This is a genomic window from Flavobacterium sp. UBA2787 (genome assembly GCA_002352205.1).
In the GTDB taxonomy this organism is placed as follows: domain Bacteria; phylum Bacteroidota; class Bacteroidia; order Flavobacteriales; family Flavobacteriaceae; genus Flavobacterium.
On the sequence record DEHZ01000014.1, the window covers coordinates 122,659 to 146,660 of the forward strand.

General features: G+C 33.0%; 26 protein-coding genes. 11 read left to right on the forward strand and 15 right to left on the reverse strand.

Going from position 1 to position 24,002, the window contains the following annotated elements; genetic code table 11:
- The 6 genes from B4N66_RS12785 to B4N66_RS12810 all read right to left on the reverse strand — a co-directional run bounded on the left by B4N66_RS12785 (position 1) and on the right by B4N66_RS12810 (position 6,464).
- Entirely contained in the window at positions 1-312 is a 312-nt protein-coding gene (locus tag B4N66_RS12785) for a DUF4870 domain-containing protein (protein WP_291095231.1), read from the reverse strand.
- Positions 312-1,565, reverse strand: coding sequence for a dihydroorotase (locus B4N66_RS12790; RefSeq protein WP_291095232.1), 1,254 nt, complete (start codon positions 1,563-1,565; stop codon positions 312-314). Before B4N66_RS12790 ends, B4N66_RS12785 begins: the two co-directional genes overlap by 1 nt.
- Positions 1,562-3,502, reverse strand: a complete 1,941-nt coding sequence (locus tag B4N66_RS12795; RefSeq protein ID WP_291095233.1) for a vWA domain-containing protein — start codon at positions 3,500-3,502, stop codon at positions 1,562-1,564. Before B4N66_RS12795 ends, B4N66_RS12790 begins: the two co-directional genes overlap by 4 nt.
- Before the next feature lie 92 nt (positions 3,503-3,594).
- The gene (locus B4N66_RS12800; RefSeq protein WP_291095234.1) at positions 3,595-4,938 is read right to left on the reverse strand and encodes a DEAD/DEAH box helicase; all 1,344 of its coding nucleotides are present in this window, start codon (positions 4,936-4,938) and stop codon (positions 3,595-3,597) included.
- 54 nt (positions 4,939-4,992) lie between these two features.
- Positions 4,993-5,757 carry a TIGR02757 family protein gene (locus B4N66_RS12805; protein WP_291095235.1) on the reverse strand — a complete coding sequence of 255 codons (765 nt, stop codon included), beginning with the start codon at positions 5,755-5,757 and terminating at the stop codon, positions 4,993-4,995.
- Complete coding sequence (locus B4N66_RS12810) at positions 5,757-6,464, reverse strand: ABC transporter ATP-binding protein (protein WP_291095236.1); 708 nt, start codon at positions 6,462-6,464, stop codon at positions 5,757-5,759. The genes B4N66_RS12805 and B4N66_RS12810 overlap by 1 nt, the downstream gene beginning before the upstream one ends.
- 144 nt (positions 6,465-6,608) lie before the next feature.
- Between B4N66_RS12810 and msrA the strand changes: the two genes are divergently transcribed.
- The 3 genes from msrA to B4N66_RS12825 are packed head-to-tail and all read left to right on the forward strand — an operon-like array spanning position 6,609 to position 8,311.
- Positions 6,609-7,256, forward strand: a complete 648-nt coding sequence (gene msrA, locus B4N66_RS12815) for a peptide-methionine (S)-S-oxide reductase MsrA (RefSeq protein WP_414654148.1) — start codon at positions 6,609-6,611, stop codon at positions 7,254-7,256.
- 40 nt (positions 7,257-7,296) lie between these two features.
- The gene (gene folE, locus B4N66_RS12820; protein WP_291095237.1) at positions 7,297-7,968 is read left to right on the forward strand and encodes a GTP cyclohydrolase I FolE; all 672 of its coding nucleotides are present in this window, start codon (positions 7,297-7,299) and stop codon (positions 7,966-7,968) included.
- Positions 7,969-8,017: 49 nt separating this feature from the next.
- Positions 8,018-8,311, forward strand: a complete 294-nt coding sequence (locus B4N66_RS12825; RefSeq protein WP_291095238.1) for a hypothetical protein — start codon at positions 8,018-8,020, stop codon at positions 8,309-8,311.
- A gap of 36 nt (positions 8,312-8,347) precedes the next feature.
- Here B4N66_RS12825 and B4N66_RS12830 read toward each other — a convergent pair whose 3' ends face one another.
- The 8 genes from B4N66_RS12830 to B4N66_RS12860 form a co-directional block, all read right to left on the reverse strand.
- Entirely contained in the window at positions 8,348-8,674 is a 327-nt protein-coding gene (locus B4N66_RS12830; RefSeq protein WP_291095239.1) for a DUF6787 family protein, read from the reverse strand.
- Between the two features lie 33 nt (positions 8,675-8,707).
- Positions 8,708-8,902, reverse strand: coding sequence for a GldL-related protein (locus B4N66_RS16395; protein WP_414654150.1), 195 nt, complete (start codon positions 8,900-8,902; stop codon positions 8,708-8,710).
- 10 nt (positions 8,903-8,912) lie between these two features.
- Positions 8,913-9,347, reverse strand: coding sequence for a DUF6146 family protein (locus tag B4N66_RS12835; RefSeq protein WP_291095240.1), 435 nt, complete (start codon positions 9,345-9,347; stop codon positions 8,913-8,915).
- Positions 9,348-9,449: 102 nt separating this feature from the next.
- Positions 9,450-10,007: a hypothetical protein gene (locus B4N66_RS12840; RefSeq protein ID WP_291095241.1), complete on the reverse strand. Its 558-nt coding sequence runs from the start codon at positions 10,005-10,007 to the stop codon at positions 9,450-9,452.
- 67 nt (positions 10,008-10,074) lie between these two features.
- Positions 10,075-11,034, reverse strand: coding sequence for a D-2-hydroxyacid dehydrogenase (locus B4N66_RS12845; RefSeq protein WP_291095242.1), 960 nt, complete (start codon positions 11,032-11,034; stop codon positions 10,075-10,077).
- A 185-nt stretch (positions 11,035-11,219) separates the two neighbouring features.
- The gene (gene serC / locus B4N66_RS12850; protein WP_291095243.1) at positions 11,220-12,290 is read right to left on the reverse strand and encodes a 3-phosphoserine/phosphohydroxythreonine transaminase; all 1,071 of its coding nucleotides are present in this window, start codon (positions 12,288-12,290) and stop codon (positions 11,220-11,222) included.
- A 126-nt stretch (positions 12,291-12,416) separates the two neighbouring features.
- On the reverse strand, positions 12,417-13,823 hold the full coding sequence (locus tag B4N66_RS12855; protein WP_291095244.1) for a T9SS type A sorting domain-containing protein: 1,407 nt from the start codon (positions 13,821-13,823) through the stop codon (positions 12,417-12,419).
- A 35-nt stretch (positions 13,824-13,858) separates the two neighbouring features.
- Positions 13,859-14,917, reverse strand: a complete 1,059-nt coding sequence (locus B4N66_RS12860) for an acyl-CoA reductase (protein ID WP_291095245.1) — start codon at positions 14,915-14,917, stop codon at positions 13,859-13,861.
- Positions 14,918-15,042: 125 nt separating this feature from the next.
- On the opposite strand from B4N66_RS12860, the gene B4N66_RS12865 reads away from it, so the two are divergent.
- Genes B4N66_RS12865 through B4N66_RS12875 form a run of 3 tightly spaced genes read left to right on the forward strand, consistent with a single transcriptional unit; the run spans position 15,043 to position 16,937 of the window.
- Positions 15,043-15,393 (forward strand): 4Fe-4S dicluster domain-containing protein, encoded by a 351-nt coding sequence (locus B4N66_RS12865; protein WP_248433628.1) that lies wholly within the window; start codon positions 15,043-15,045, stop codon positions 15,391-15,393.
- Positions 15,394-15,434: 41 nt separating this feature from the next.
- Positions 15,435-15,905 carry a hypothetical protein gene (locus B4N66_RS12870; RefSeq protein ID WP_291095246.1) on the forward strand — a complete coding sequence of 157 codons (471 nt, stop codon included), beginning with the start codon at positions 15,435-15,437 and terminating at the stop codon, positions 15,903-15,905.
- Between the two features lie 3 nt (positions 15,906-15,908).
- Entirely contained in the window at positions 15,909-16,937 is a 1,029-nt protein-coding gene (locus B4N66_RS12875; protein ID WP_291095247.1) for a carboxypeptidase-like regulatory domain-containing protein, read from the forward strand.
- A 54-nt stretch (positions 16,938-16,991) separates the two neighbouring features.
- Here B4N66_RS12875 and B4N66_RS12880 read toward each other — a convergent pair whose 3' ends face one another.
- On the reverse strand, positions 16,992-17,528 hold the full coding sequence (locus B4N66_RS12880) for a hypothetical protein (protein WP_291095248.1): 537 nt from the start codon (positions 17,526-17,528) through the stop codon (positions 16,992-16,994).
- Positions 17,529-17,719: 191 nt separating this feature from the next.
- On the opposite strand from B4N66_RS12880, the gene ychF reads away from it, so the two are divergent.
- The 5 genes from ychF (at position 17,720) to B4N66_RS12905 (ending at position 23,993) form a co-directional block, all read left to right on the forward strand.
- Positions 17,720-18,814 (forward strand): redox-regulated ATPase YchF, encoded by a 1,095-nt coding sequence (ychF, locus tag B4N66_RS12885; RefSeq protein WP_291095249.1) that lies wholly within the window; start codon positions 17,720-17,722, stop codon positions 18,812-18,814.
- 408 nt (positions 18,815-19,222) lie between these two features.
- Positions 19,223-20,191 carry a transglutaminase domain-containing protein gene (locus B4N66_RS12890; RefSeq protein ID WP_291095250.1) on the forward strand — a complete coding sequence of 323 codons (969 nt, stop codon included), beginning with the start codon at positions 19,223-19,225 and terminating at the stop codon, positions 20,189-20,191.
- Positions 20,192-20,194: 3 nt separating this feature from the next.
- The gene (locus tag B4N66_RS12895) at positions 20,195-20,878 is read left to right on the forward strand and encodes a TIGR02117 family protein (protein ID WP_291095251.1); all 684 of its coding nucleotides are present in this window, start codon (positions 20,195-20,197) and stop codon (positions 20,876-20,878) included.
- Positions 20,879-21,008: 130 nt separating this feature from the next.
- Complete coding sequence (locus B4N66_RS12900) at positions 21,009-22,865, forward strand: DNA topoisomerase IV subunit B (protein WP_291095252.1); 1,857 nt, start codon at positions 21,009-21,011, stop codon at positions 22,863-22,865.
- A gap of 54 nt (positions 22,866-22,919) precedes the next feature.
- Entirely contained in the window at positions 22,920-23,993 is a 1,074-nt protein-coding gene (locus B4N66_RS12905; protein ID WP_291095253.1) for a PDDEXK nuclease domain-containing protein, read from the forward strand.
- Positions 23,994-24,002 lie beyond the last annotated feature (9 nt).

Below are 24,002 nucleotides of genomic sequence, written 5' to 3' on the forward strand. Positions count from 1 at the left end.
TTATAGGCTTTTAAATATATTTTGGTAAAAATCACCCAACAAAGGAACTTTTTTCTCTTCATTATTCAATGCTCCCATGAATCCAAAAATCCATAAAATAAAAAAGAAAATGTAAAAAGCCGAGGATATCATCCAACTATCAAAATAACCGATAGGATATCCTAAAGCAAAAAAGGTCAAAAAGATTCCCAATGCTTGTCTGATGTGAAAACTAGCGAATGAACTTTTGTTTTCACTATTCATAAAAATTGCGATTACAGATCCAATAATCGTTAAGTAAGCTACAATTGCAGCATTTTTATTTTGTTCCATTATCCTAAAACTAATTTACCATTATTATAAATTCCGTATACTTTTCCAATCATTTTTTCGCCTAAAAAGGCTGAATTTTTTGATTTTGAAAGAATATTTTCTTTCGTAAAAGTCCATTCTGATGTAGGATTAAAAAAAGTTAAATCTGCAGTTGAACCTTCTGTTATTGAAGAATTTTCGATACCAAAAGTTCCTTTTCCATTTGATAATTTAGAAATAATCACATCCAAGGGAAGTACATTTAATAAAGCTCCAAAAGCACTTTCTAAGCCAATGGTTCCGTTTTTGGCCAAATCAAATTCCATTTTTTTATGCTCAATGTCAATCGGATTATGGTCGGAAGTAATCATATCAATCGTTCCGTCTAAAACACCTTGCACTAATGCTTTTCTGGTTTTTTCATCTCGCAAGGGTGGACTCACTTTCAAACGTGTGTCAAATTCACTTAATTTTTCATCTGTTAAAACCAAATGATGAACCGCTACACTGCACGAAACGTGTAAACCTTTTGCTTTTGCGTCTTTGATTAATTTCACTGATTTTGCAGTAGAAATCGTTGGAATATGTAACTTTCCACCGGTGTATTCTAATAAAAATAAGTTTCGGGCAATCACTAATTCTTCTGCTAAAGTTGGGATTCCTTTTAATCCTAATCGAGTGGAAACAGCACCTTCGTGAGCCACACCATTTCCTTTTATTTTTTCATCTTGCGAAAAAGCAATCACTAATCCATCAAAATCTTGCACATATTGCAATCCTATTTTTAGTAAATTAGCATTGGTTATATTTTTCCCGTAATCGCCAAAAGCAACTGCTCCGGCATTTTTCATATCGAATAATTCAGCCAAATCATTTCCTTCCGAACCTTTGGTTAACGCTCCAATTGGAAATAAATTTACTGCGTTATCTCTGGCTTTTTCCTTTACAAATCGAACTTGCGACTGATTATCAATCACCGGAAACGAGTTGGGTTGCAAAGCAATAGTTGTAAAACCGCTTTTTGTCGCCACCGATAATCCGTTGGCAATGGTTTCACGGTCTTCAAAACCAGGTTCGCCAAGAGAAACTGAGCTATCAAACCATCCTTTGGATATATGTAGATTTTCTAAACTAATTTCTTCAAAGTCTTTTTCCGAGGGTAAGTTTAAACCAATTTTTTCAATGTTTTTGCCCACAATTTTCAGGTCGGTTTTTTGGTTGTGATGCACACCGTTTGGATCGATTATGGTTGCATTTCGGATGATTAAATTCATTTCACAAATTTTTGAATGAGTATTTCCAGTACCACAAATAATAATGTAAGTATCACAAACCATTTCCAAATTGTGTTATCTGTTCGGTTGGTTTGCAAAGCATCAAAAACAGATTCAATTGAATTACCGTTTTCGTAAGATTCTAATAAATTTGAATTATCCAAGCCTAAATCACTTTCGGTTAGGGAATAATTAAAACTTATATTTTTTATGATTGTATTATCTTTTAAAGCATTGAAATTTCCGGATTGACTTGGACTTTCCGAAAAAGTAAGTTTTACTTTATTGTTCAGAATTTGTTGTTGCGGAATAAATTTTTCGCTTTTTTCATCAGTTACCGAAACCACAGAAATAATTTCATCTTTTGCCAAAAGTTGGTCAATTGTTATGGGAGAAGAAGTGCCAACTGTCAGGGCATTGATTCCCGTTTTCGCACTTTGAAAAGCCATATTATAAAACGTCGGAACAATTAAAGGAGAATTTTTAAAGTTAGAATTTCCCTTGTTAATTGGTGCCGAAAAAACATAAAATGAACCCAACGAATTGGAAACTGCTGTTAAAAACGGACTTTGATCTTCATACGTCAAAATAGAAGGATAAGCACTTTTTAAAGTGAAATTTGTTTTAGTATTTGGATATTGAAAATTCGCAACTTTCTTTTCAAAAACACCATTATAAAGTGGATGAGAAAATGAAATGGTAGTAATTTGTGCTTCTTTTTTAAGTAATTCATCCACAGAAAATGTTCCAAAATTTCTAAGCAAACTGTTTATATTCAATGCATTATTTTCTTCTGACGGAATAAAAATAATATTTCCTCCTTTATCATAAAAAGCTTTTAATGTGGTTTGAAGAGCTTGCGGAATTTCTTTTATTTCATTGAGAATAATAGCATCTTGTTTTTCCAATAAATTATAATCCAACGATTTTAATTCAAATTGCGAAAAGACAAATTCATTCTCAGTATAAATTTTCGTCAGAAATTGATTTTTATCCGCATTACCAATGGCTAAAATTGAAGCTTTTTCAGGTTTAGAAATACTGAAATAGTAATAATTGTCATAACTCAACCCAGGTTCGTCAATAAAAACATAACCGTTGAAATCAGCTTTTGGAATAGTGAAAAAAAGTTCTTTTTCTGTTTGATCCAATTTTACTTGTGTTTTGGCAATCAGTTGTTTTTGATTGTAAATGGCAACAGGAATTTCTTGTTCCGACTTTCCGTATGCTTTTAATTTTACACCAATTTCATAAAAATTATCTAACGTTTGTTGAAGATAAACACTATCAACCGACACATTATTTTTTTGTTCCGATTTGGGTAGGATAAAGATGGGATTAATCGTTTCATCAATTGGTTTTAACTGATTTGCTTGAAGATTTATCGCATCAGTAATCACCACAACATCTTTATTAAAAGGAGTCTTTCTGGATTTAATTTTCGTTAAACTCTGATCCAATTGAAAATTTGTGGCACTGTAATCCAAATTCATCAATTCTTTTTGAATCGATTTGATGTCTGTATTCCAATATACATCATCATTGGTAAGGAGAGAAAAAGTTGTGCTTTCAGGTGTATTTTCTAATAATTCCTGAACAGCTCTTTTCAATAATTCACCTTGTTTTCCTTTGGCTTGCATGCTAAACGAATTGTCTAAAACAAGATATAATTCGTTGGTAACTCCTTTACTGTCTTTGGCTTTAAAAAAGGGTTGGGCAAATGCAAAAATCAACGCTGTTAAAAGTAACAATCGTGTTAATAACAACAACCATTTTTTGAGTTGAGAGCTTTTTCTGGTTTGTATGGAAAGTTCTTTCAGGAATTTTACATTAGTGAAATATTCCTTTTTAAATCGTCTGAGTTGAAATAAATGGACTAAAATTGGCAACACCAATAAAAAAAGGAAATACAGAATTTCAGGATGTTTAAACTGCATTAATTGAAAGTTTGTCAAAGATAGCTTTTATATTTTAATAGCACAAATCAAAAGTGTTAAGCAAAAGCGAAAGCTTGGGAGAAGAAAAACATTTATTTTTTCTTTCTTTTCTCATCTCTTTTTCGTTCCACACCTCGATTTCTCGATTCGGTTTTTCTTGGCGTTCTTTTTCCGGGACCACCAAGATTTACCTTTTTATTTTTATCTTTTTTATCGTGAAATGCTTCGCCACCTTCTTTCTTTGGACGTTTCAAAAGCACTTTCATTTTTCTCTTTTCTTTTTCGAATTCAAGTACTTTTTCTTCGATTTCGATGTTAGGAAGTGGTAAAAACTCAATTTCCTTTTCCATTAAAATTTCGGCTTCAATTTGAATTTCTTCTTCTCTCGGACTCACAAAACTCACTGCGACACCGGTTTTATCGGCACGACCGGTTCGACCAATTCTGTGTACATATTGTTCAGGAACTTCAGGAAATTCCATATTGACAACGTGGGTGATATCAGAAATATCCAAACCACGAGCCATTACATCAGTAGTTACAATTCCTCTGATTTCTCCTGCTTGAAACGAAGCCATCGTATTCAAACGATAATTTTGCGATTTATTCGAATGAATCAAACCAAACTGATCCGGAAATTCTTCTTCCAAAGCTACAGAAACTAAATCAGCTGTTTTTTTATTGTTGATGAAAATCAGCAATCGCGACATACTTTCATCGGAGTGTAAAAGTTCTTTTAGTAAATTTAATTTGGTTAGAAAATTTGGCACTTTATAACCAATTTGCGTAATTTTTTCTAAAGGCGTTCCCGATGGAGCCAACGAAACTTCGACAGGAAAGTCAAAATATTCATCCAACATATCATCCACTTCATCCGTCATTGTAGCTGAGAAAAGGATGTTTTGTCTTTTTGATTTTAACATCGTTAGTATGGAAGTAACCTGAAAACGGAAACCTAAGTTTAGCATTTCATCAAATTCATCAATCACTAATTTCTGAATTTCATCAAAACGAATAACGTTGTCCAAAGCCAAATCCATCACTCGTCCCGGTGTTCCCACTAAAATATCAACACCTTGATAAACCGCTGTTTTTTGAGTGTTAATGTTTACACCTCCATAAACACCTAATGTTCGAACGGACATATATTGGGTCAATTTTACGACTTCTTCGGCAACTTGAACGACTAATTCACGTGTTGGAACTAAAATCAAAACCCGTGGTGTGTGGGTATTTTGAAATTTCCAATGTTTTAAAATCGGTAATAAGTAAGCAAAAGTCTTTCCGGTTCCGGTTTGAGCAATTCCCATCATATCGCGACCGGATAAAATAACCGGCATCGATTTAATTTGAATAGGAGTTGGGGTGGTAAAACCTAATTCATCAATTGCTTTTTGCAATGATTTAGGTAAATCAAAATCCAGAAAAGTAGACATAAAAAAGATAATTTTTGCAAAGGTACGGAATTTTAAATCAATGCCTAAATCGGACTAAAATCCTTCAAAAACACCTAATCCAAATAGAGCAAAATCATATTTTACAGGATCACTTTTGTCTAAATTTTGTAAGTTGGAATCTAACTCAAAAAGTGCTTTTGCGTCGTTTTGTTTTCGCGTAAGCAAACCTAATTTTCGAGCTACATTTCCGGAATGAACGTCAAGCGGACACGAAAGTTGAGAGGGAGAAATGGAGTTCCAAATGCCTAAATCAACTCCTACATTATCTTTTCTCACCATCCATCGTAAAAACATATTAATTCGTTTAGCGGCGGAATTATTCATTGGATCTGAAACATGTTTTTGTGTACGATATTGATGTTCAATTTCAAAAAATACAGATTTAAAATTTGAAATATTTTGTTGTAAGGTGTTGCTTTGTATATCTTTACTGAAAACAGATTCCAATCCATCGTGATTTTGATAAATGTTTTTTAATGCTTTGATAAAGGAAACACAATCTGTTCCATTAAAAGTGCGATGGACAAAATCATTCAATCTCTCTAAATCATTTTCGTTATGATTCATTACAAAATCGTAGGGTGAATTACCTAATTTAGCCATTAAGTTTTGACTATTATTGATGATCATTTTGCGATTTCCCCACGAAATGGTGGCGGCCAAGAATCCTGCAATTTCAATATCTTCTTTTAAGGTATAAAGATGTGGAATTTGAATTGGATCACTTTCAATAAATTTTGGATGGTTGTACAATTGAACTTTTTCGTCCAGAAATTCTTTTAATTCCGCTTGATTCATTAAACAGTTGCATTTGGTAAGGATGAAAAATCAATCCAACCTGAATTTTGATCAAATAAACCATCTTTCATGATTAATTTTCTGTCGGCCATGTTCGCTAAGGTTTCATTGTGCGTAACAATTACAAACGTTTGTCCGAATTCATCTCGTAATTTAAAAAATAATTCGTGTAAATTTTCGGCAGAAGTGGTATCTAAATTCCCTGAAGGTTCATCTGCAAAAATCACAGCCGGTTTATTGATTAAAGCTCTGGCAACTGCCACACGTTGTTGTTCTCCACCGGAGAGTTCAGCAGGTTTGTGATCCATTCGATGTGATAAGCCAAGATAATTAAGTAGTTTAACCGCTTCTTCTTCAGCTTCAGATTTTGATTTCCCTGAAATAAAAGCCGGAATGCATACATTTTCTAACGCTGTGAATTCAGGTAACAATTGATGAAATTGAAATATAAATCCCAATTTTTGGTTTCTAAATTTCGATAATTGCTTGTCATTCATATCTAAAACCGATTCACCATCAATTACTAAGGAAGTTCCGTTTTCTTTTGAAGGTTTTTCTAAAGTTCCTAAAATTTGAAGAAGCGTGGTTTTTCCGGCACCAGATGCACCTACAATAGAAACAACTTCTCCTTTTTTAATAGAGAGATCTACACCTTTTAAAACGTGTAATTGGTCAAAATATTTATGAATTCCTTTTACTTGTATCATCTGAAACTATTTTTACAAAGTAACAAAGATTTTAAAGATTTTGAAACCGTATCAGTTCTATTTATCGTAGTATAAATAATAAAATTACGTTAAAGATGTAGTTTTGTTTAATATTGTGGTATATTTGTTAAACAAAAATAAGTAATGAAAAAATTAATTTTAATAGTGTTAGCCTTTTCAAATTTCTCATGTCAATCGCAAGAAAGAAAAAGTGCTTTTTTAGAAAATAAACAACCAGTAAAAATGAATGTAGAAAACGGATTAGAACTAGCCACTTTTGCCGGTGGATGTTTTTGGTGTACAGAGGCAGTTTTTTTAGAAATTGAAGGCGTTAAAAAAGTAGTTTCAGGCTACATAGGCGGAACAACAAAAAATCCAACTTATAAAGATATCGGAACAGGAATGACCGGTCACGCAGAAGCAATTCAAATCACTTTTGACCCAAAAATTGTTTCATTTGGAGAATTATTGGAAATTTATTTTGCTACACACGATCCAACAACATTAAATCGTCAAGGAAATGATGTAGGAACACAATACCGTAGCGAAGTGTTTTACTATAATGACAACCAAAAACAATTGACTGAAGATTATATTAAATTGATGACAAATGAAAAAACGTTTAAAGATCCAATTGTGACGAGAGTTTCAGCGGCTTCTGTTTTTTATGAAGCGGAAGATTATCATCAGAATTATTACAATTTAAACAAAACTCAATCGTACTGCAGTTATGTCATTACACCTAAAATTGATAAATTGAAAAAGAATTTTAAAGATAAATTGAAAAATTAATTACGCAAAAGTTAATAAGAATCTCAAAAAAACAAACGCTATGAATAACCACATTGAAAAAGAATTATTTGAACTTTTGGGTGATGAACATCAGATGACTTCGGCAGAAACACCTTTGAGACCGGATGCATTTAATAAATCGGATGCTGAGAAAATGGCAACCATTGAAAAACACTTTCATAGTATTATGGAAGAAATGGGTTTGGATATGACCGATGATAGTTTACGTGGAACTCCGCATCGAGTGGCAAAAATGTTTATTCAAGAAATTTTTAGCGGTTTAAATCCTGCAAATAAACCGAAAATTTCCGTTTTTGAAAACAGTTATCATTATGACAAAATGCTGGTTGAAGCAAACATCAGTTTCAATTCAACTTGCGAACATCATTTTTTGCCAATAATCGGGAAAGCTCATATTGGTTATGTTTCGAATGGAAAAGTGATTGGTTTATCCAAATTAAATCGAATTGTTGATTATTTTGCCAGACGACCACAGGTACAAGAGCGAATGATTATGCAAATTTTTAACGAATTAAAATCCGTTTTAAATACAGAAGATGTGATAGTTGTGGTGGAAGCCGAACATTTGTGCGTGTCAAGTCGCGGAATAAAAGACAGTTCTAGTTATACTTCAACCATTCAATATGGCGGAATTTTTTCTGAAAAAGAGAATAGAAATGACTTTTTTAATTTAATGAAGAAGGAAAAATAATTTGGCATCAATTTTGTCGTTATAATTGTAGATTATTTAATTTTAAATTATGACAAAAGAAGTTGCTGTTCAAACAGTTAAAGATACCAAATCGAGAGATTTAGTTTTAAGTCTCATTTTTGACGGGATTGGAATGCTATCTTATTTAGTTCCATTTTTTGGAGCAATATCCGATGTTATTTGGGCTCCAATTGCCGGTATAATTTTGATGAGAATGTATAAAGGAACAGTAGGAACTGTCGGAGGTTTTATAGTTTTTGTTGAAGAATTAATGCCGGGACTAGACTTTATTCCAACTTTCACCATAACTTGGATTTATACCTATCTGATAAAAAAGAAATAAAAATCAACAGAACTGCAATCTAATCATTGCAGTTTTTTATTTTGCAGTAGCCTTTTTTTCAAACCAATTAGCAATAAAGCCTAATTTCATACTGCGAAGCATTTTCTTTTCGAATGCCCAAAAGAATTCAAATTGCCCGAAAAGAAAACCAAACAAAACGAGTAAAATCTGATAAATTGGAAAAATAGCAATTAATCGAAAGGGTAAATAAAACCAGCCTAAATTTTCACTTGTAAGACCAATATAATTTGTAAAAGGTTTCGATAAATAGGCAGAAACCGAACCGGTAATTGCAAAAACAATAAAAATAATAACGAGTTGAAAGTTTGACGTAACACCCCAGCGGGCTTTTAATTTTTTCATAGATTGTGGTAGATTTTCAAAGTAACCAGAATATTAAATCTTTTCTTTTTTGGGATTCTTAACGATTTTTATAATCAACAAAATTAAAGCTAAAGATTTAAATAGCATTCCTAATAACAAAAATAAATTACCATTAGAAAAATGTGTTATTTTGAATAGTGCTCCTAAAATGACAAAAAATATACCGAGCAGAAAGGAAACGATAATATAAACAAATTTTTGCATCATGAGGTTTACATTAAATTCTAGCAGCAAATCCGCCAAGTTGCTGTTTATAAGTTTGTTGAAAATAGACCAAATAATTAAAGAGCATATAATTTACTTCGTAACCGTAGTCAATACCACTTCGGTAATCAATCTGCATTTGATATAAATTTTGATCAAACCTCATTGGTTGTAGAACACGATTGTTGTATTCTGTAACCCAAAATTGATTCCGTGCTTCAAGATAGCTTTGTGAATAATAGTTTCGAGGCATTGCTCTGCTGGCTAACCAAAAATTAAAACCAGGTTCAATGATGATAATTTCATATTCCAGTTCGTCATTAGCAATTCTTACTGTATCAGAAGCAGTAGATGCAATTTCATTTTCGGTACTAATAGAATTTGGTTTATTACCTGAACAGGCATAAATTATATAACATAAGAAGAATATAACAACTCCGTTTTTCATATTATAAAAGTACAAAAATTCAATGATTTATATACTCAATTAAGTTTATTTAACAAAAAAACCACTCCTAAAGAAGTGGTTATTAAATCTATATTTTAAAATTTATTTCCCGAAAAATTTACCTAGCAATCCGCCAAGACCGCCTTTTTTTGTGGCGGCTGCCATCGCATCTTGCATATCTACTTTTCCATCGTTATTTTGATCTAATCCAAACTGACCACCGTATTTAGTTACCATATCCATTAAATTGGAATTTCCAGAACCTCCAGAAATAGCACTTACTAAATCTGAAACATCAAAACCTTTTACGTTTGGATCTTTTGCTTTACCAATTAATGAACCTAATATTTGCGGTATCATACTCGCAGCTACACCATTGGCAGCAGTACTATCTAAACCAACTTTTTGTCCTAAATTTCCTGAAACTTGTTCAATAAGTTGTTTAACCACGGGATTTGAGGTTGAACCTGCATTATTACCTTGAAAAAGTCCGGCCAACTGCTCGAGTTTTCCTTCGGAGGCCATTTTTTGCAATCCTGAAAGTAAAGAACTTTCGGTTTCTTTCATTACGCTATCATTCAACTCGTTTGGAACCGCATTATTTTTCACTACTGCTTGCTCTCCGAATTGTTGTACTAATTGTGTTAATTGATCTAACATATTGTTGGCTTTTAAAGTTATTTATACGAAGTTAGAGAATAAATTCATAACTTTTTATAAATCAATATTATTTTTCTGTTTTCAACAGGCTAATAATTTGTTCTGCCAATTCTGTTCCAATTCTGTCTTGAGCTTCTAAAGTAGCCGCACCTATGTGTGGAGTTAGCGAAATTTTCGGATGCATTAATATTTGTATTTCCGGAGTTGGTTCGTTTTCAAAAACATCCAAACCAGCAAAAAGTACTTTACCCTCGTCTAATGCTTCTACTAACGCAACTTCATCAATTACACCACCACGAGCTGCGTTAACAATTCCAACATTATCTTTCATAATGTTAAACTCTTCACGACCAATTACGTAGCCATCTTGAGCCGGCACGTGTAAAGTCACAAAGTCTGAATGTCTAAGTAAATCTTCAATCGGCTCGGTTACAATATCAACATTAATAAACTGATCATTATAAAAATCTACACGAATTACGGCTTCGCCAACATATTTATCGGAAGCAATTACTTTCATTCCTAAACCAAGAGCCATTTTTGCCACTGCTTGACCAATTCTACCGAAACCGATGATTCCAAGGGTTTTTCCACGTAATTCAATTCCGTTTGCGTAGGCTTTTTTCAAACCTTCAAAATTGGTATCGCCTTCCAATGGCATATTTCTATTGGCATCATGCAGAAAACGAACACCCGAAAACAAATGAGCAAAAACTAATTCGGCTACCGATTCTGAGGAAGATGCCGGAGTATTGATGACATGAATTCCTTTTTCGCGAGCATACGTAACATCAATATTATCCATACCCACACCACCGCGACCGATGATTTTTAGACTCGGACAATTATCGATGATATCTTTTCTAACTTTAGTTGCACTTCGTACTAAAATTACGCTTACTTGATTTGCATTAATAAAATTTGCCACTTGTTCTTGGGCAACTTTGGTTGTAATTACTTCAAACCCTCCTTTTTCTAGGGCTTTAATTCCGCTTGGAGAAATTCCGTCGTTGGCTAGTACTTTCATTTTTTTGTCATTGCGAGGAACGAAACAATCTCGTTCTCAAATTAATATTTTTTTATTTATCTACAATTTATTCCTTGATTAATGGAACACGGATTCTATGGATGAAATAGATTTAATCTGATTTTAAGCTTCGCTAGAAGGATGAAAATGGATTTGTTTGGTGTAATATTCGCTTTCAAAAACTCCTAACTCCTAACTTCCAACTCTCTCATTACATCCACCAAAACCTGAACGCTTTCCAATGGCATAGCATTATACATCGAAGCTCTGTATCCGCCAACTGAACGATGACCAGGTAATCCTGAAATTCCGGCATCTTTCCAGAGTTTATCAAAAGCAGGAGCGTGTGCTTCGTCATTCAATAAAAATGTTGCATTCATATTGCTTCTAAATTCGGCAACGGCAGTTCCTTTGAATAATGGATTTCGGTCAATCTCTGTATATAATAAATTTGCTTTCGCTTCATTTACTTTTTCTATTGTGGCAATTCCGCCTAAATTTTTCAACCATTGTAGGGTTAAAAGCGATGCATAAACCGGAAAAACGGCCGGTGTGTTATACATACTTTCCTTTTCAATATGTTGAACATAATCTAGCATATTTGGGATAGTTCTTCCAGATTTTCCTAAGATTTCTTCTTTAACAACTACTAAAGTTGTACCCGCTGGTCCCATATTTTTTTGAGCTCCGGCATAAATTAAATCAAATTTTGAAAAATCTAATGTGCGAGAAAAAATATCAGAACTCATATCACAAACCATTGGAATTTCAAGGTTTGGAAATTCTTTTATTTGTGTTCCAAAAATGGTGTTATTAGATGTACAGTGAAAATAATCAGCATCCGATGGAACGGTATAACCCTTTGGAATATGATTGTAATTTTCACCTTTTGAAGAAGCTACAACTACAGTTTCACCAAAATGTTTAGCTTCTTTGATGGCAGAATTTGCCCAAGTTCCGGTATCTAAATAAGCTGCTTTTCCGTTTACTTTCATCAAATTGTACGGAATCATTAAAAATTCTAAACTTGCTCCGCCGTGTAAAAACAAAGCTTGATAACCTTTTCCTTCTAATCCTAAAAGTTCCAAAGCTAAAGCTCTTGCTTCATCCATTACAGCAACGAAATCTTTGCTACGGTGTGAAATTTCTAATATCGATAAACCTGAATTATTAAAATTTAAAATGGCTTGAGCAGATTTTTCAAATACCTCTGGTGGTAAAATGCAAGGTCCTGCACTATAGTTATGTTTTTTCATTATGGAAGTTTGATTTCAAAAAATTGAATTGCAAATTTCTGAAATTCATAGTGAAAAGACCGATTTTTGAAAGCGGTTTTTATTATAGGTTATTAACAAAAACGTTGTAGTTGAAAAGTTAAAATACTATTTTTTAATAATTTTATGGGTTTCAAATAATCCGTTATCAAAACTAATTTTTAAGAAATAAAGTCCTGCTTGAAAATTTTCTAATGAAATAGTATTATTATCCAAAGAGGAAGATTGAAGTAATTTTCCAGTTAATGAAAAAAGCTCGTAGTTTTTTGGTTGATTTAATGAATTATTTTGAAAAGTAATTGTTGAAGCGGTTGGATTAGGAAAAATAGAAATTTGGCTTTTTTCAAATGAAGTAGAGCTTAAGTTTTCCAGATTAAAAGCATAAGCTTTTCCGTTGCTAATAGGTCCTTCTGTATAAGCTCCCATTACTAAATTTGAACCTTGTAAGGAAATACTATTACCTAATCGATCATCCATTCCGGCTTGTCCTTCTCCAAAAAAATAGGTTTGCATTTGCCATTCGTTCTCAACTTTTTTATAATAAAAAACAGGGAACTTTCGACTCATTTGTAAAGTATAAGATTCATATCCAATTAGCATATTCTCTCCCGAAACTTCTACTTTTCCGATTTGAAAATCTTGAAAATCCATTGTTAAAATGGTTTCTTGTTCCCAAGAATTATTTACTCTATTTAATATATATAAACGATTAGTAAATTCAGTAGTCATTGCTAAAGTAGTAATATATAATTGTTGATTTTCAAGCGAAAAATCTTTACTGTTTTCTTCTAAATGACCAAATTCCTCTGTAGAATCACTATAATTCCAATTTGTGTTGAAAATAAAAGTATGGTATTTGCTGATTTGAAAATTTACTCGTTCTGATATAACTAACAAATTATCTTCAATTTCAATTTTCTCTCCTAAATGGACAGTGTTAGGAACAGTTAATTTTTGACTAAAAATCCATTCTGTTTCATTAAATGTATAAACATAAACAGCTCCAATTCCGTCCAGATTCACATCATTTGTAGCAGCGATGAACATTGAATTTCCTTGAATTTTTAAAAAAGCTCCAAATTGTTTATCTGATGTAGCATCATTCGCGGTTATTTTTTGAAAAAAGCTCCATTCATTATTTACTTTTCTATAAATGTATACTGCCCCGGCATCTATTAAACCTTCATCGTGCATTGGTGATCCAACCACAATAAAATCTTCATTTACTGAAATCGATTTGCCATATTGATCGGTAGATTCTGCATCGTCCGGATAAAAAACATTTTCTTGTGTTATTGTTTGATTTTCTTGCGAAAATACGTAGACCATCCCGATAGTTGTTGGTAAAATAGAAGATTCACTTGCCACAACAATAGTATTGTCATGCATTGCTGTTTCAGTTCCAAATCGCAATCCGGAAACATTTTCACTTGGATAGAATCCACTTAAATTCGTTTGAGCAAATAATCCGACACTAAATACAACAAAGACCGACAAAAGTAGTTTTCTAATCATGATTGATGTTGTTTCTTACAAATATAAGAAAAATTCTAAACCGAAATCAAAAATTCCAACGTGTCAACATTATCAGCATAATCCCAAAGTTGTGGTTTTTGTGTTTGTCCGAATGCGATGCTGTTCTCCGTTAAACCATTGGAAACGATGCACTGAATTTGATCTTCATCATTTTTTAAACGATTTTTCAAATCAGATAAAGATTCATAATATTCATAAAAAACAGAGGAAATAGGAGAGGAGTAGCTTGAATCTTCTTTTAAAGTTAAAAATCCGTTGTCCAATAATTTGAAATTACTCATCAAAAAAACAGCTTTGTTGTAATCGTAATTGTTTGAATATTTCTCATAATGAATTACGTCTTGGTATTCAAAAATAGCTTGAAAAAAAGCGTCAAAATTATATCCTTTTGGAACAAAAAGTTTGGAGACATTTCTGCATCCTAAACCAAAATAGCGAAAAATATCTTCACCTAAATTTACTAAATCTTCGTGGGATTCATTTCCATTTAAAATGGCAACTGAATTTCTGTTTTTACGAATGATTGAAGGTTTGTCCTTAAAATAATATTCAAAATAACGAGCAGTGTTGTTGCTTCCGGTGGCAATTACAGCATCAAAATTTTCTAATTTTCCATCTGTAAAAGTTATTCTTTCTTCCAAACTTTCATCTACAGCAATCAAATAATTGGCTAAAAATTTAATTAGATGTTGATCGTTGGAAGAAGTTTTCACCAAAACTTTATGACCTGAAATCAACACCGATAAAAAATCATGAAATCCAACAAGTGGAATATTTCCTGCCAAAATTAAACCAATGGTTTTGGGCTGAACTTTAGAAAAATCATAGTTAGAAATCCATTTAGATAAATTTATATCAGTCAACGCTTTTGACCACGAATTCACAGCAAAATAAACCTGTTCTTTTATAAACCAACCGTTATGTGATTGCGACAAAGCCATCAATGTTTCAAATGAATCAAAAAAGCGGTCATTGTGTTGAACCTCATGATTTAGCTGGGAATTATCCACTGAAAATTGAGCCAAAAACTTTCCTAGTTCAATAAAACTCAAAATTTTATTTTTTTGTAACATTTGATACTTGTTTATAACGTCTTTTGATTGTAATTTTGCACAAAAATAAGAAATAGAAAGTTGGCAAAAGTCAATTATTGAAAGTTAATAGTATTTCTTATCTTTAAATTTTAATTAAAGAAAAAATGGCAATCATTATAACAGACGAATGTATCAATTGCGGAGCTTGTGAACCGGAATGTCCAAACACGGCAATATACGAAGGAGCAGACGATTGGCGATACAAAGACGGAACCAAATTGAGCGGAAAAGTTATTTTGCCCGATGGAACCGAAATTGATGCCGAAGCGGCTCAAACCCCAATTTCAGATGATATTTATTACATCGTTCCCGGAAAATGTACCGAATGCAAAGGCTTTCATGAAGAACCTCAATGTGCTGCGGTTTGTCCGGTAGATTGTTGCGTACCCGACGATAATCATGTGGAAAGTGAAGAAACACTTTTGAATAGGCAAGCGTTTTTACATAACGAATAAAACACATTTTAACCTCAAGAATTCTTGAGGTTTTTTTTACTATGCTCAGAATATTTTTACCTACTATGTCTGGAGTATTGATTTTGTTTTTTTCATACAAATCAATTATTTATCTTTCACATAAAAAGGTGGAAGCGACGGTGATTTCTGTAAAAAAAGAAATCCTAGCAAACTATAAAAAGGGACAAAATGGGACGCGTTATCCCACAAGTTTCAAATTTGTTATGATTCCAACATTAGAATATTATCACAAAAATCAAAAACTTGAAATAACGAATTCTTCTTGGGCATTTACTACCGGTTTTTATGTAAATGATAAAGTTAAAATTCTTTTAAACGAAAATAACACTCCGGTATATTTGGCAACGGTGACACATTTTTGGTTGACTTCAAATGAAATGATTGTTGTTTTTGTGTTAATCTTTACATTACCATATATCTTTTCAATTCTTCAAGTAAATAAACGAACAAAACGAAAGCCACATCCATTATTCAAAAACGAACGAATTTAAGTTATGAAAGTAAAATTGATGACATTAATGATGTTTTTTTGGTTTAGTCAAATAAAGGCTCAAACAATCAACGGAAAAATTGTTGATGAAAATAATTCTCCTCTTTATGGTGTTTCTATTTATTTTGACGGAACAACTATTGGAACCACCACAGATACCAATGGCTTTTTTGAGTTAAAACTGCAATCTTTACCCAACTCAACCTTAGTTATCAGTTATATAGGTTATGAGTCAATTTACTTAAATACAATTCAATCGCCAATAAACATTCAACTAAAACCAAGTTCAATTGTTTTAAAAGAAGTTGTTTTAGAACCCATTCAGTTTTCCCGAAAGGAAATGTTGACCGTTTTTAGAGAACAATTTTTAGGAAGAACCAAAGGTGGAAAAAATTGCGTTATTCTTAATGAAGATGCAATTCAGTTTTCATACACTTCAAAAGAATTCAAATTAGCTGCGTTTGCCGATGAAAAGATAAGAGTTAAAAATAATTATTTAGGATACATCATTGAAGTTGATTTAATCGATTTTTATGTTGCATATAATAAAAGAACATTGTCAAATGATTATTTGAGAGGCAGTTACTTTGCTGTTACTTCCTTTTTTAAAGAAATTGAAGATTTAGGAAAATCGTTCAACAAGAACAGAACATCTGCTTATCTTGGCTCGCCCAAGCATTTTTTTAAAAATTTAATCGAAAAGAAATGGGGAAAGAAAGAATTTGTCTTGTTTGATGGAAGTTTTGCCACCGATGCCGATTTGCACTTTGAAATTTTGGATGAGAATAACATGAAATTGATTAAAGTAAAAGGAAAACACATCACTACTAATTCGTTGACAACTCAAAAATTCTACAGAAGTTTCAACACGTTGTATAACAATAAAGAACAATCGAAAATTATCTTTAAAACGGCAGAATTTTATGTTGATGCATTCGGAAATCATACTCACATTGATCAAATTGATTTTTCGGGTGAAATTTCAAAAAAGAGGTTTGGAGATATGTTACCACTGGATTTTGAACCCAAATAAAATAAAAAAATCCTGAGCCGAAACTCAGGATTCTAAAGGGAACTTAGGGTTAAATTAATCTTTTAAAACTGTATAAGTTTCAAAAGTAACCGTATCTGTTTTTGGATTATACGATTCTAATACTAAGTTTCCATTGGTATCAAAATAGGCAATTGCCGTTTTGTTTTTTCCTGCAAAAATGAAACTGTTAGTAGTAGTTTTTCTGATTTTTCCAATATTCTTATTGTTTTCAGAAAGTAACGAATAACCTTGAGCATCAAGTTCTACTTTATATTTTTGTCCGTTTAACGTATAGTAATTTGTACGGTCAACATCTACAATTCTGACACTTCCATCCGGATTTATAATTTCAGTTGATTGTTCAACTACTGTTGGTGAAGGTTTAACGTCACGATTAACCGTTGCATCTTTCTTACCATCCAATTCAATCATTTGTACCTCTCGAGTATTCTCGTTTTTAACTGTTTTTGTTTCTTTTTCGCCATCATTAACGGTTATGATGGTTTTTTTAGTTTCATCAACCACATTTTTATTCTGAGCTTGACTTAATGAGAAGGTTAATACGAATAAAATTATTGCTGCTAGTTTCATGGTTTGATATTTTATATAATTAATAATGTAAAGATACAATCTCACCAAAAGCTTTGCCTTACACAATTTTAACGAAGGTTTACACAATTCACACTTGCTGATTTGATAAGTTTTAATCTTTCAATATTATAAACTATATTTGCACCCGTTTAAAACCGATTACCTTTTACCAATAACCCATTACCTAAAAAATGAAAGCAGGAATTGTAGGATTACCCAATGTTGGAAAATCAACCCTTTTTAATTGTTTATCAAATGCAAAAGCTCAAAGTGCGAACTTTCCTTTTTGCACCATCGAACCAAATATTGGTGTGGTAAACGTTCCAGATCCGAGAATTGCTCGTTTAGAAGAATTGGTAAAACCGGAACGTGTTCAAATGGCCACCGTTGATATTGTTGACATTGCCGGATTAGTAAAAGGAGCCAGCAAAGGTGAAGGGTTAGGAAACCAGTTTTTAGGTAACATCAGAGAATGTAACGCTATTATTCACGTATTGCGTTGTTTTGATAACGATAATATTGTTCACGTTGATGGGAACGTAAACCCAATCCGTGACAAAGAAACGATTGATATTGAGCTTCAGCTAAAAGATTTAGAAACTGTTGAAAAACGTTTAGAAAAAACCAATCGTGCCGCCAAAACCGGTAACAAAGAAGCTCAAGTAGAAAAAGCATTGTTAGACCGAATTCGTGAAGCCTTATTACAAGCAAAATCGGCTCGAACAATCATTCCGCAAAACCAAGACGAAGAAGATTTAATGGAAGAATTTCAATTAATCACTTCCAAACCGGTTTTATATGTGTGTAATGTAGACGAAGCTTCAGCCGTAAACGGTAACAAATATGTAGATCAAGTTCGCGAATTAGTAAAAGACGAACAAGCCGAAGTCATCGTACTTTCAGTAGGAGCAGAGGCCGATATTACTGAGTTAGAAAGCTACGAAGAACGCCAAGTTTTCTTAGAAGATATGGGTTTAACAGAACCTGGTTCTGCCGTTCTAATTCGTGCCGCTTATAAATTATTAAACCTGCAAACTTACTTTACTGCCGGAGTAAAAGAAGTTCGTGCGTGGACCATCAACATTGGCGATACCGCTCCAAAAGCAGCCGGAGTGATTCACACCGATTTTGAAAAAGGATTCATCCGTGCCGAAGTAATTGCCTTTGAAGATTACTCCAATTTCGGTTCAGAAGCCAAAGTAAAAGAAGCCGGAAAACTTCGCGTAGAAGGAAAAGAATACATTGTAAAAGATGGCGATGTGATGCATTTCCGTTTTAATGTGTAAAGAGAATAGAAAAAAGAGAAAAGAAAATAGACTAAACTGTTGAAGAAATTCAGCAGTTTTTTATTTTCTGCCCACTGTGACTGTGACTGAAAACTGCCAACTATTAAGCTGCCATCTCCCGCTTTCCACTCCAAGATTTTTTGTCTTGTTGGCATTTTCTAAGCCAAAAAAGGAGCTTCACAAGGTCGCTCTTTTTCGGCAAGAAAATGTCCAACAAGCCTGCAAAATGCTTTCCGTTTCAACCTGCCTGCCGGTAGGCAGGTCGGGGGCAGAAGCTGTGCAATCAACGTTTTTCAAAAAAAATAAGCAACCCGTAACTCGCAACCCGCAACTTTAACAAGAACCTAACTTTTTACGGTACGTTAATTGCTAATTTAGTAATCAAATTCAACTCAACTCAACTATCTTATGACTATCAAAAACATAACCGTTATATTTCTATTTGTTTTCAGCACATTTTCTGCTCAAGAAATTCATCCCGTCGATCAAAAAGTAGTAGACTATCCAAAATCTTTTTCATCCATCGATAAATTAGCCGACAAAATCCAATCCGATTTCACCACCGACTACGATAAAGCCAGAGCCATTTATGTTTGGATAGCCAATTCAGTAACGTATGACATGAAACTGGCACAAAATCCAACCACCGATGTCATTAAATACGAATCAAAAGAACAATTCGATAAAAAAGTAGAAGAATTAAAGCAAAAAAGAATCAATCAAGCCTTCCGTAGCCGAAAAGGAGTTTGTCAACATTTCACCGAATTATACCACGAAATTGCAGAAAGAGTGGGGTTAAAAGTACAATCTATTTCAGGTTTTGGTCGGGTTTCACCTAATCAAATTGGAGTTTCATCTAAACCGCTAAATCACACATGGAATGCCGTTTTTGCCGATAATCGTTGGATACTACTTGATGCTACTTGGGGTTCAGGTTTTGCCGAATCCAATACATCTAAATTCAGTAAAAGATACAACGATTTCTATTTCGACACACCTGAGCAACTCTTTTTTATGAAACATTTTCCCGAAGACGGAAAGTGGCTCGACAAAACGTTAAACAGAGATTGGTTTGAAAATCTTCCGTTACATTATTTCCCATTTCCCGAAAAAGGAATTATTTTGTTAGATAATAAAGGTGTTCTTCAAGCGGTTGATGGTCAAAAACTTTCTTTTAGATTAAAAAATCTAACCCAAATTGAAAGCATACTTTTTGAAGGAAAACCAAATCAACGCATTCCTTTTAATCATAAAATTTTAGAGGATAATGTAGTTGAATTTGAAATTATCTATAAAAAATCATACGGAAGATTTATTACTATATATTTGGAGAATATAACCTTTGTAACTTTTAAAGTCCTACCTCCTAAAAAATAGTAGATGAAAATTGTTAAATTAACTTTCAAATTACTGCTGAAATTTGTTTTGTCAATCATCTTATTGTTACTGATTTACGGAATTTCAGCAGTTATTTTTTCTATCATTCCGGTTAATAAAAATCAATCGGAGAATGCAAAAGAATATGAAATTTACATCAAATCAAACGGCGTTCACACTGATTTGGTTTTACCCATTAAAACCGATTTAAAAGATTGGTCAGAAAAAATAAAATTTGAAAAAATAAAATCTAAAGATTCGACCCATCAATTTCTAGCTTTCGGTTGGGGAGACAAAGGTTTTTATCTCGACACACCGGAATGGTCTGATTTAAAATTTAGCACAGCTTTCAACGCAGCCTTTAACCTCGGAACTTCGGCTATGCATACCACTTTTTACAAACAAATTCAAGAAAATGAAAGTTGTGTAAAAATTGAAATTTCGAAAGAACAATATCAAAAATTAATTACTTTCATTGAAGCTAGTTTTCAATATGATACCAACGGAAATCCCATTTTTATTGACGCTACAACCTATGGCAAAAATGACAGTTTTTATGAAGCTCATCGAACCTACAACTTGTTTTATACTTGTAATACGTGGGCAAACCAAGCCCTAAAAAAAGCCAATATGAAAGCTGCTTTTTGGACTCCGGCAGACAAAGGAATTTTCTATCACTATCAATAAAAAACAGTTATCAGATAACAGACAACCGACAACAGTGACTCTGTCAATATGTTTCTTAATAACTTTAAACCATATTCCTTTTAAAATTTTGCTTTATCCGCTATATTAGCACAAAATCCATATTTCCGCTATGTCAGAGCAAAATCAATACACCGAAGACAATATTCGTTCCCTCGATTGGAAAGAACACATCCGAATGCGACCCGGTATGTATATCGGAAAACTGGGCGATGGTTCGTCCCCCGATGATGGTATCTACATTTTACTGAAAGAAACGTTAGATAACTGTATCGATGAATACGTTATGGGTGCCGGAAAAACGATCGAAGTGACCATTAAAGATAAGTTGGTAACCGTTCGTGATTACGGTCGTGGAATTCCGTTAGGAAAAGTTGTCGACGTGGTTTCAAAAATGAATACCGGAGGTAAATACGATTCAAAAGCCTTTAAAAAATCAGTTGGTTTGAATGGAGTTGGAACAAAAGCCGTGAATGCCTTGTCCAATTATTTCCGTGTGGAATCCGTTCGTGACAACCAACAAAAAGCAGCTGAATTCTCTGCCGGAAATTTAACGTTGGAAGAAGACATTCAAGAAACAACCAAACGTCGCGGAACCAAAGTAGCGTTTATTGCCGATGAAACGATTTTCAAAAACTACAAATACCGTAACGAGTATATCATCAAAATGCTCAAAAATTATTGTTACCTCAATACGGGATTAACAATTTATTATAACGGCGAAAAGTATTATTCTGAAAATGGTTTAAAAGATTTATTAGAAGAAAATATTACGGAGGAAGATATGATTTATCCAATCATTCATCTTTCGGGAGACGATATTGAAATTGCTATCACACACAGTAAATCACAGTATTCAGAAGAGTACCATTCATTCGTTAACGGACAAAATACAACGCAAGGAGGAACGCATTTGAACGCATTTCGTGAATCAATTGTAAAAACCATTCGTGAGTTTTATAAAAAAGATTTTGATCCGTCAGATATCAGAAAATCAATTGTTTCGGCAATTGCAGTTAAAGTTGAAGAACCGGTTTTTGAAAGTCAGACTAAAACCAAATTAGGTTCTACAGATATTGGACCAAAAGGGCCGACGGTTCGTACATTCATTAACGATTTCATTTCGAAAAAACTCGATAACTTTTTACATAAAAATCCTGAGGTTGCCGATTCACTTTTGCGGAAAATTCTTCAAGCAGAACGAGAACGCAAAGAACTTTCCGGTATAAGAAAGTTAGCGAAAGACAGAGCAAAGAAAGCGAGTTTACACAATAAAAAATTACGCGATTGCCGAGTGCATTTAACCGATGCCAAAAATCCGAGAAGTTTAGAAAGTACACTTTTTATCACGGAGGGAGATTCGGCTTCTGGTTCGATTACCAAATCTCGTGATGTTAATACACAAGCCGTGTTTAGTTTGCGAGGAAAGCCGTTGAATTCGTATGGTATGACAAAAAAAATCGTTTATGAAAACGAAGAATTCAACTTGTTGCAAGCCGCTTTAAATATCGAAGAATCGATGGAAGATTTGCGTTACAACAACATCGTAATCGCTACCGATGCCGATGTGGATGGTATGCATATTCGTTTGTTGTTGATTACGTTTTTCCTGCAATTTTTCCCGGAATTAATCAAAGACGGACATTTGTATATTTTGCAAACGCCTTTGTTCCGTGTTCGAAATAAAAAAGAAACGATTTATTGTTATTCGGAACAAGAACGAGTAGATGCCATCGAAAAATTAAAACCAAAACCGGAAATCACCCGATTCAAAGGATTAGGAGAAATTTCGCCCGACGAATTCAAGAATTTTATTGGGGAAAGTATTCGATTAGATCCGGTTATGTTGGATAAAGCTACTTCCATCGAAACCTTGTTGGAATTTTACATGGGTAAGAATACCCCGGATAGACAAGAGTTTATTATCAATAATTTGAAGGTGGAGTTGGATACGATTGAGAAGAATTAAAAGTTTAGGAGTTTAAAGGTTTAAAAGTTTAAGGTGGTTTAAAAATTGTTGCTATTGTCAGGAGAAATTCAAAATAAAGTGCTGTTTCAACAAGTTGTTGCGTTAGTAAAAAATGCTCAGCAACAGGTTATTCGTACCATCAACTCAACAATGGTTTATACCTATTTTGAAATAGGAAGAATGATTGTAGAAGAAGAACAAAATGGAAAAGAAAGAGCAGCCTACGGCAAACAAGTTTTAAAAGAACTTTCTAAGGAATTAACAAAGGAGTTTGGACGAGGTTTTTCTGTAGATAATTTGCAGAATATGAGGAAGTTATATTTTGTTTATTCAAATTACGAGACAGTGTCTAGTATTTCTAAAGTAGAAAATAAAAAATCCGAGACAGTGTCTAGTATTTCTTTGATAAGTGAAAAACCTGTCCTAACATTAAATTTCATTCTCACGTGGTCTCATTATATTTTTCTATTAAATATTGATGATAATAGTGAAAGAAAATTTTATGAAATCGAATCAGTAAAAAACAATTGGAGTGTTCGTGAACTCAAACGACAATACGATTCTGCATTGTACACAAGATTAGCTTTAAGTAGAGACAAAGAAGGTGTTTTGAAATTGTCTCAAGAAGGTCAACTAATTGAAAAACCAAAAGACATCATTAAAGATCCATATATTTTAGAATTTTTAGGATTACCCGAATTGCATCAGTATTCTGAATCAGAATTAGAACAAGAAATCATCAATAAACTAGAACATTTTTTGTTAGAATTAGGACAAGGATTTGCTTTTGTGTCTCGTCAACAAAGAATTTCGTTTGATGATAAGCATTTCAGAATCGATTTGGTTTTTTATAACAGAGTGTTGCGAAGTTTTGTTTTAATAGATTTGAAAATTGGCGAACTCAAGCATCAAGATTTAGGTCAGATGCAAATGTATGTGAATTATTATGACAGAGAAATGAGATTAGAAGGCGAAAACAAAACCATCGGAATTGTATTGTGTCAAAACAAAAGTAACTTATTGGTAGAATATACTTTACCGGAAGGAAATGAACAAATTTTTGCCAGTAAATACAAAACCATTTTACCAAGCAAAGAAGATTTTAAACGATTGATTGAAAGTAAATAATATACTGAA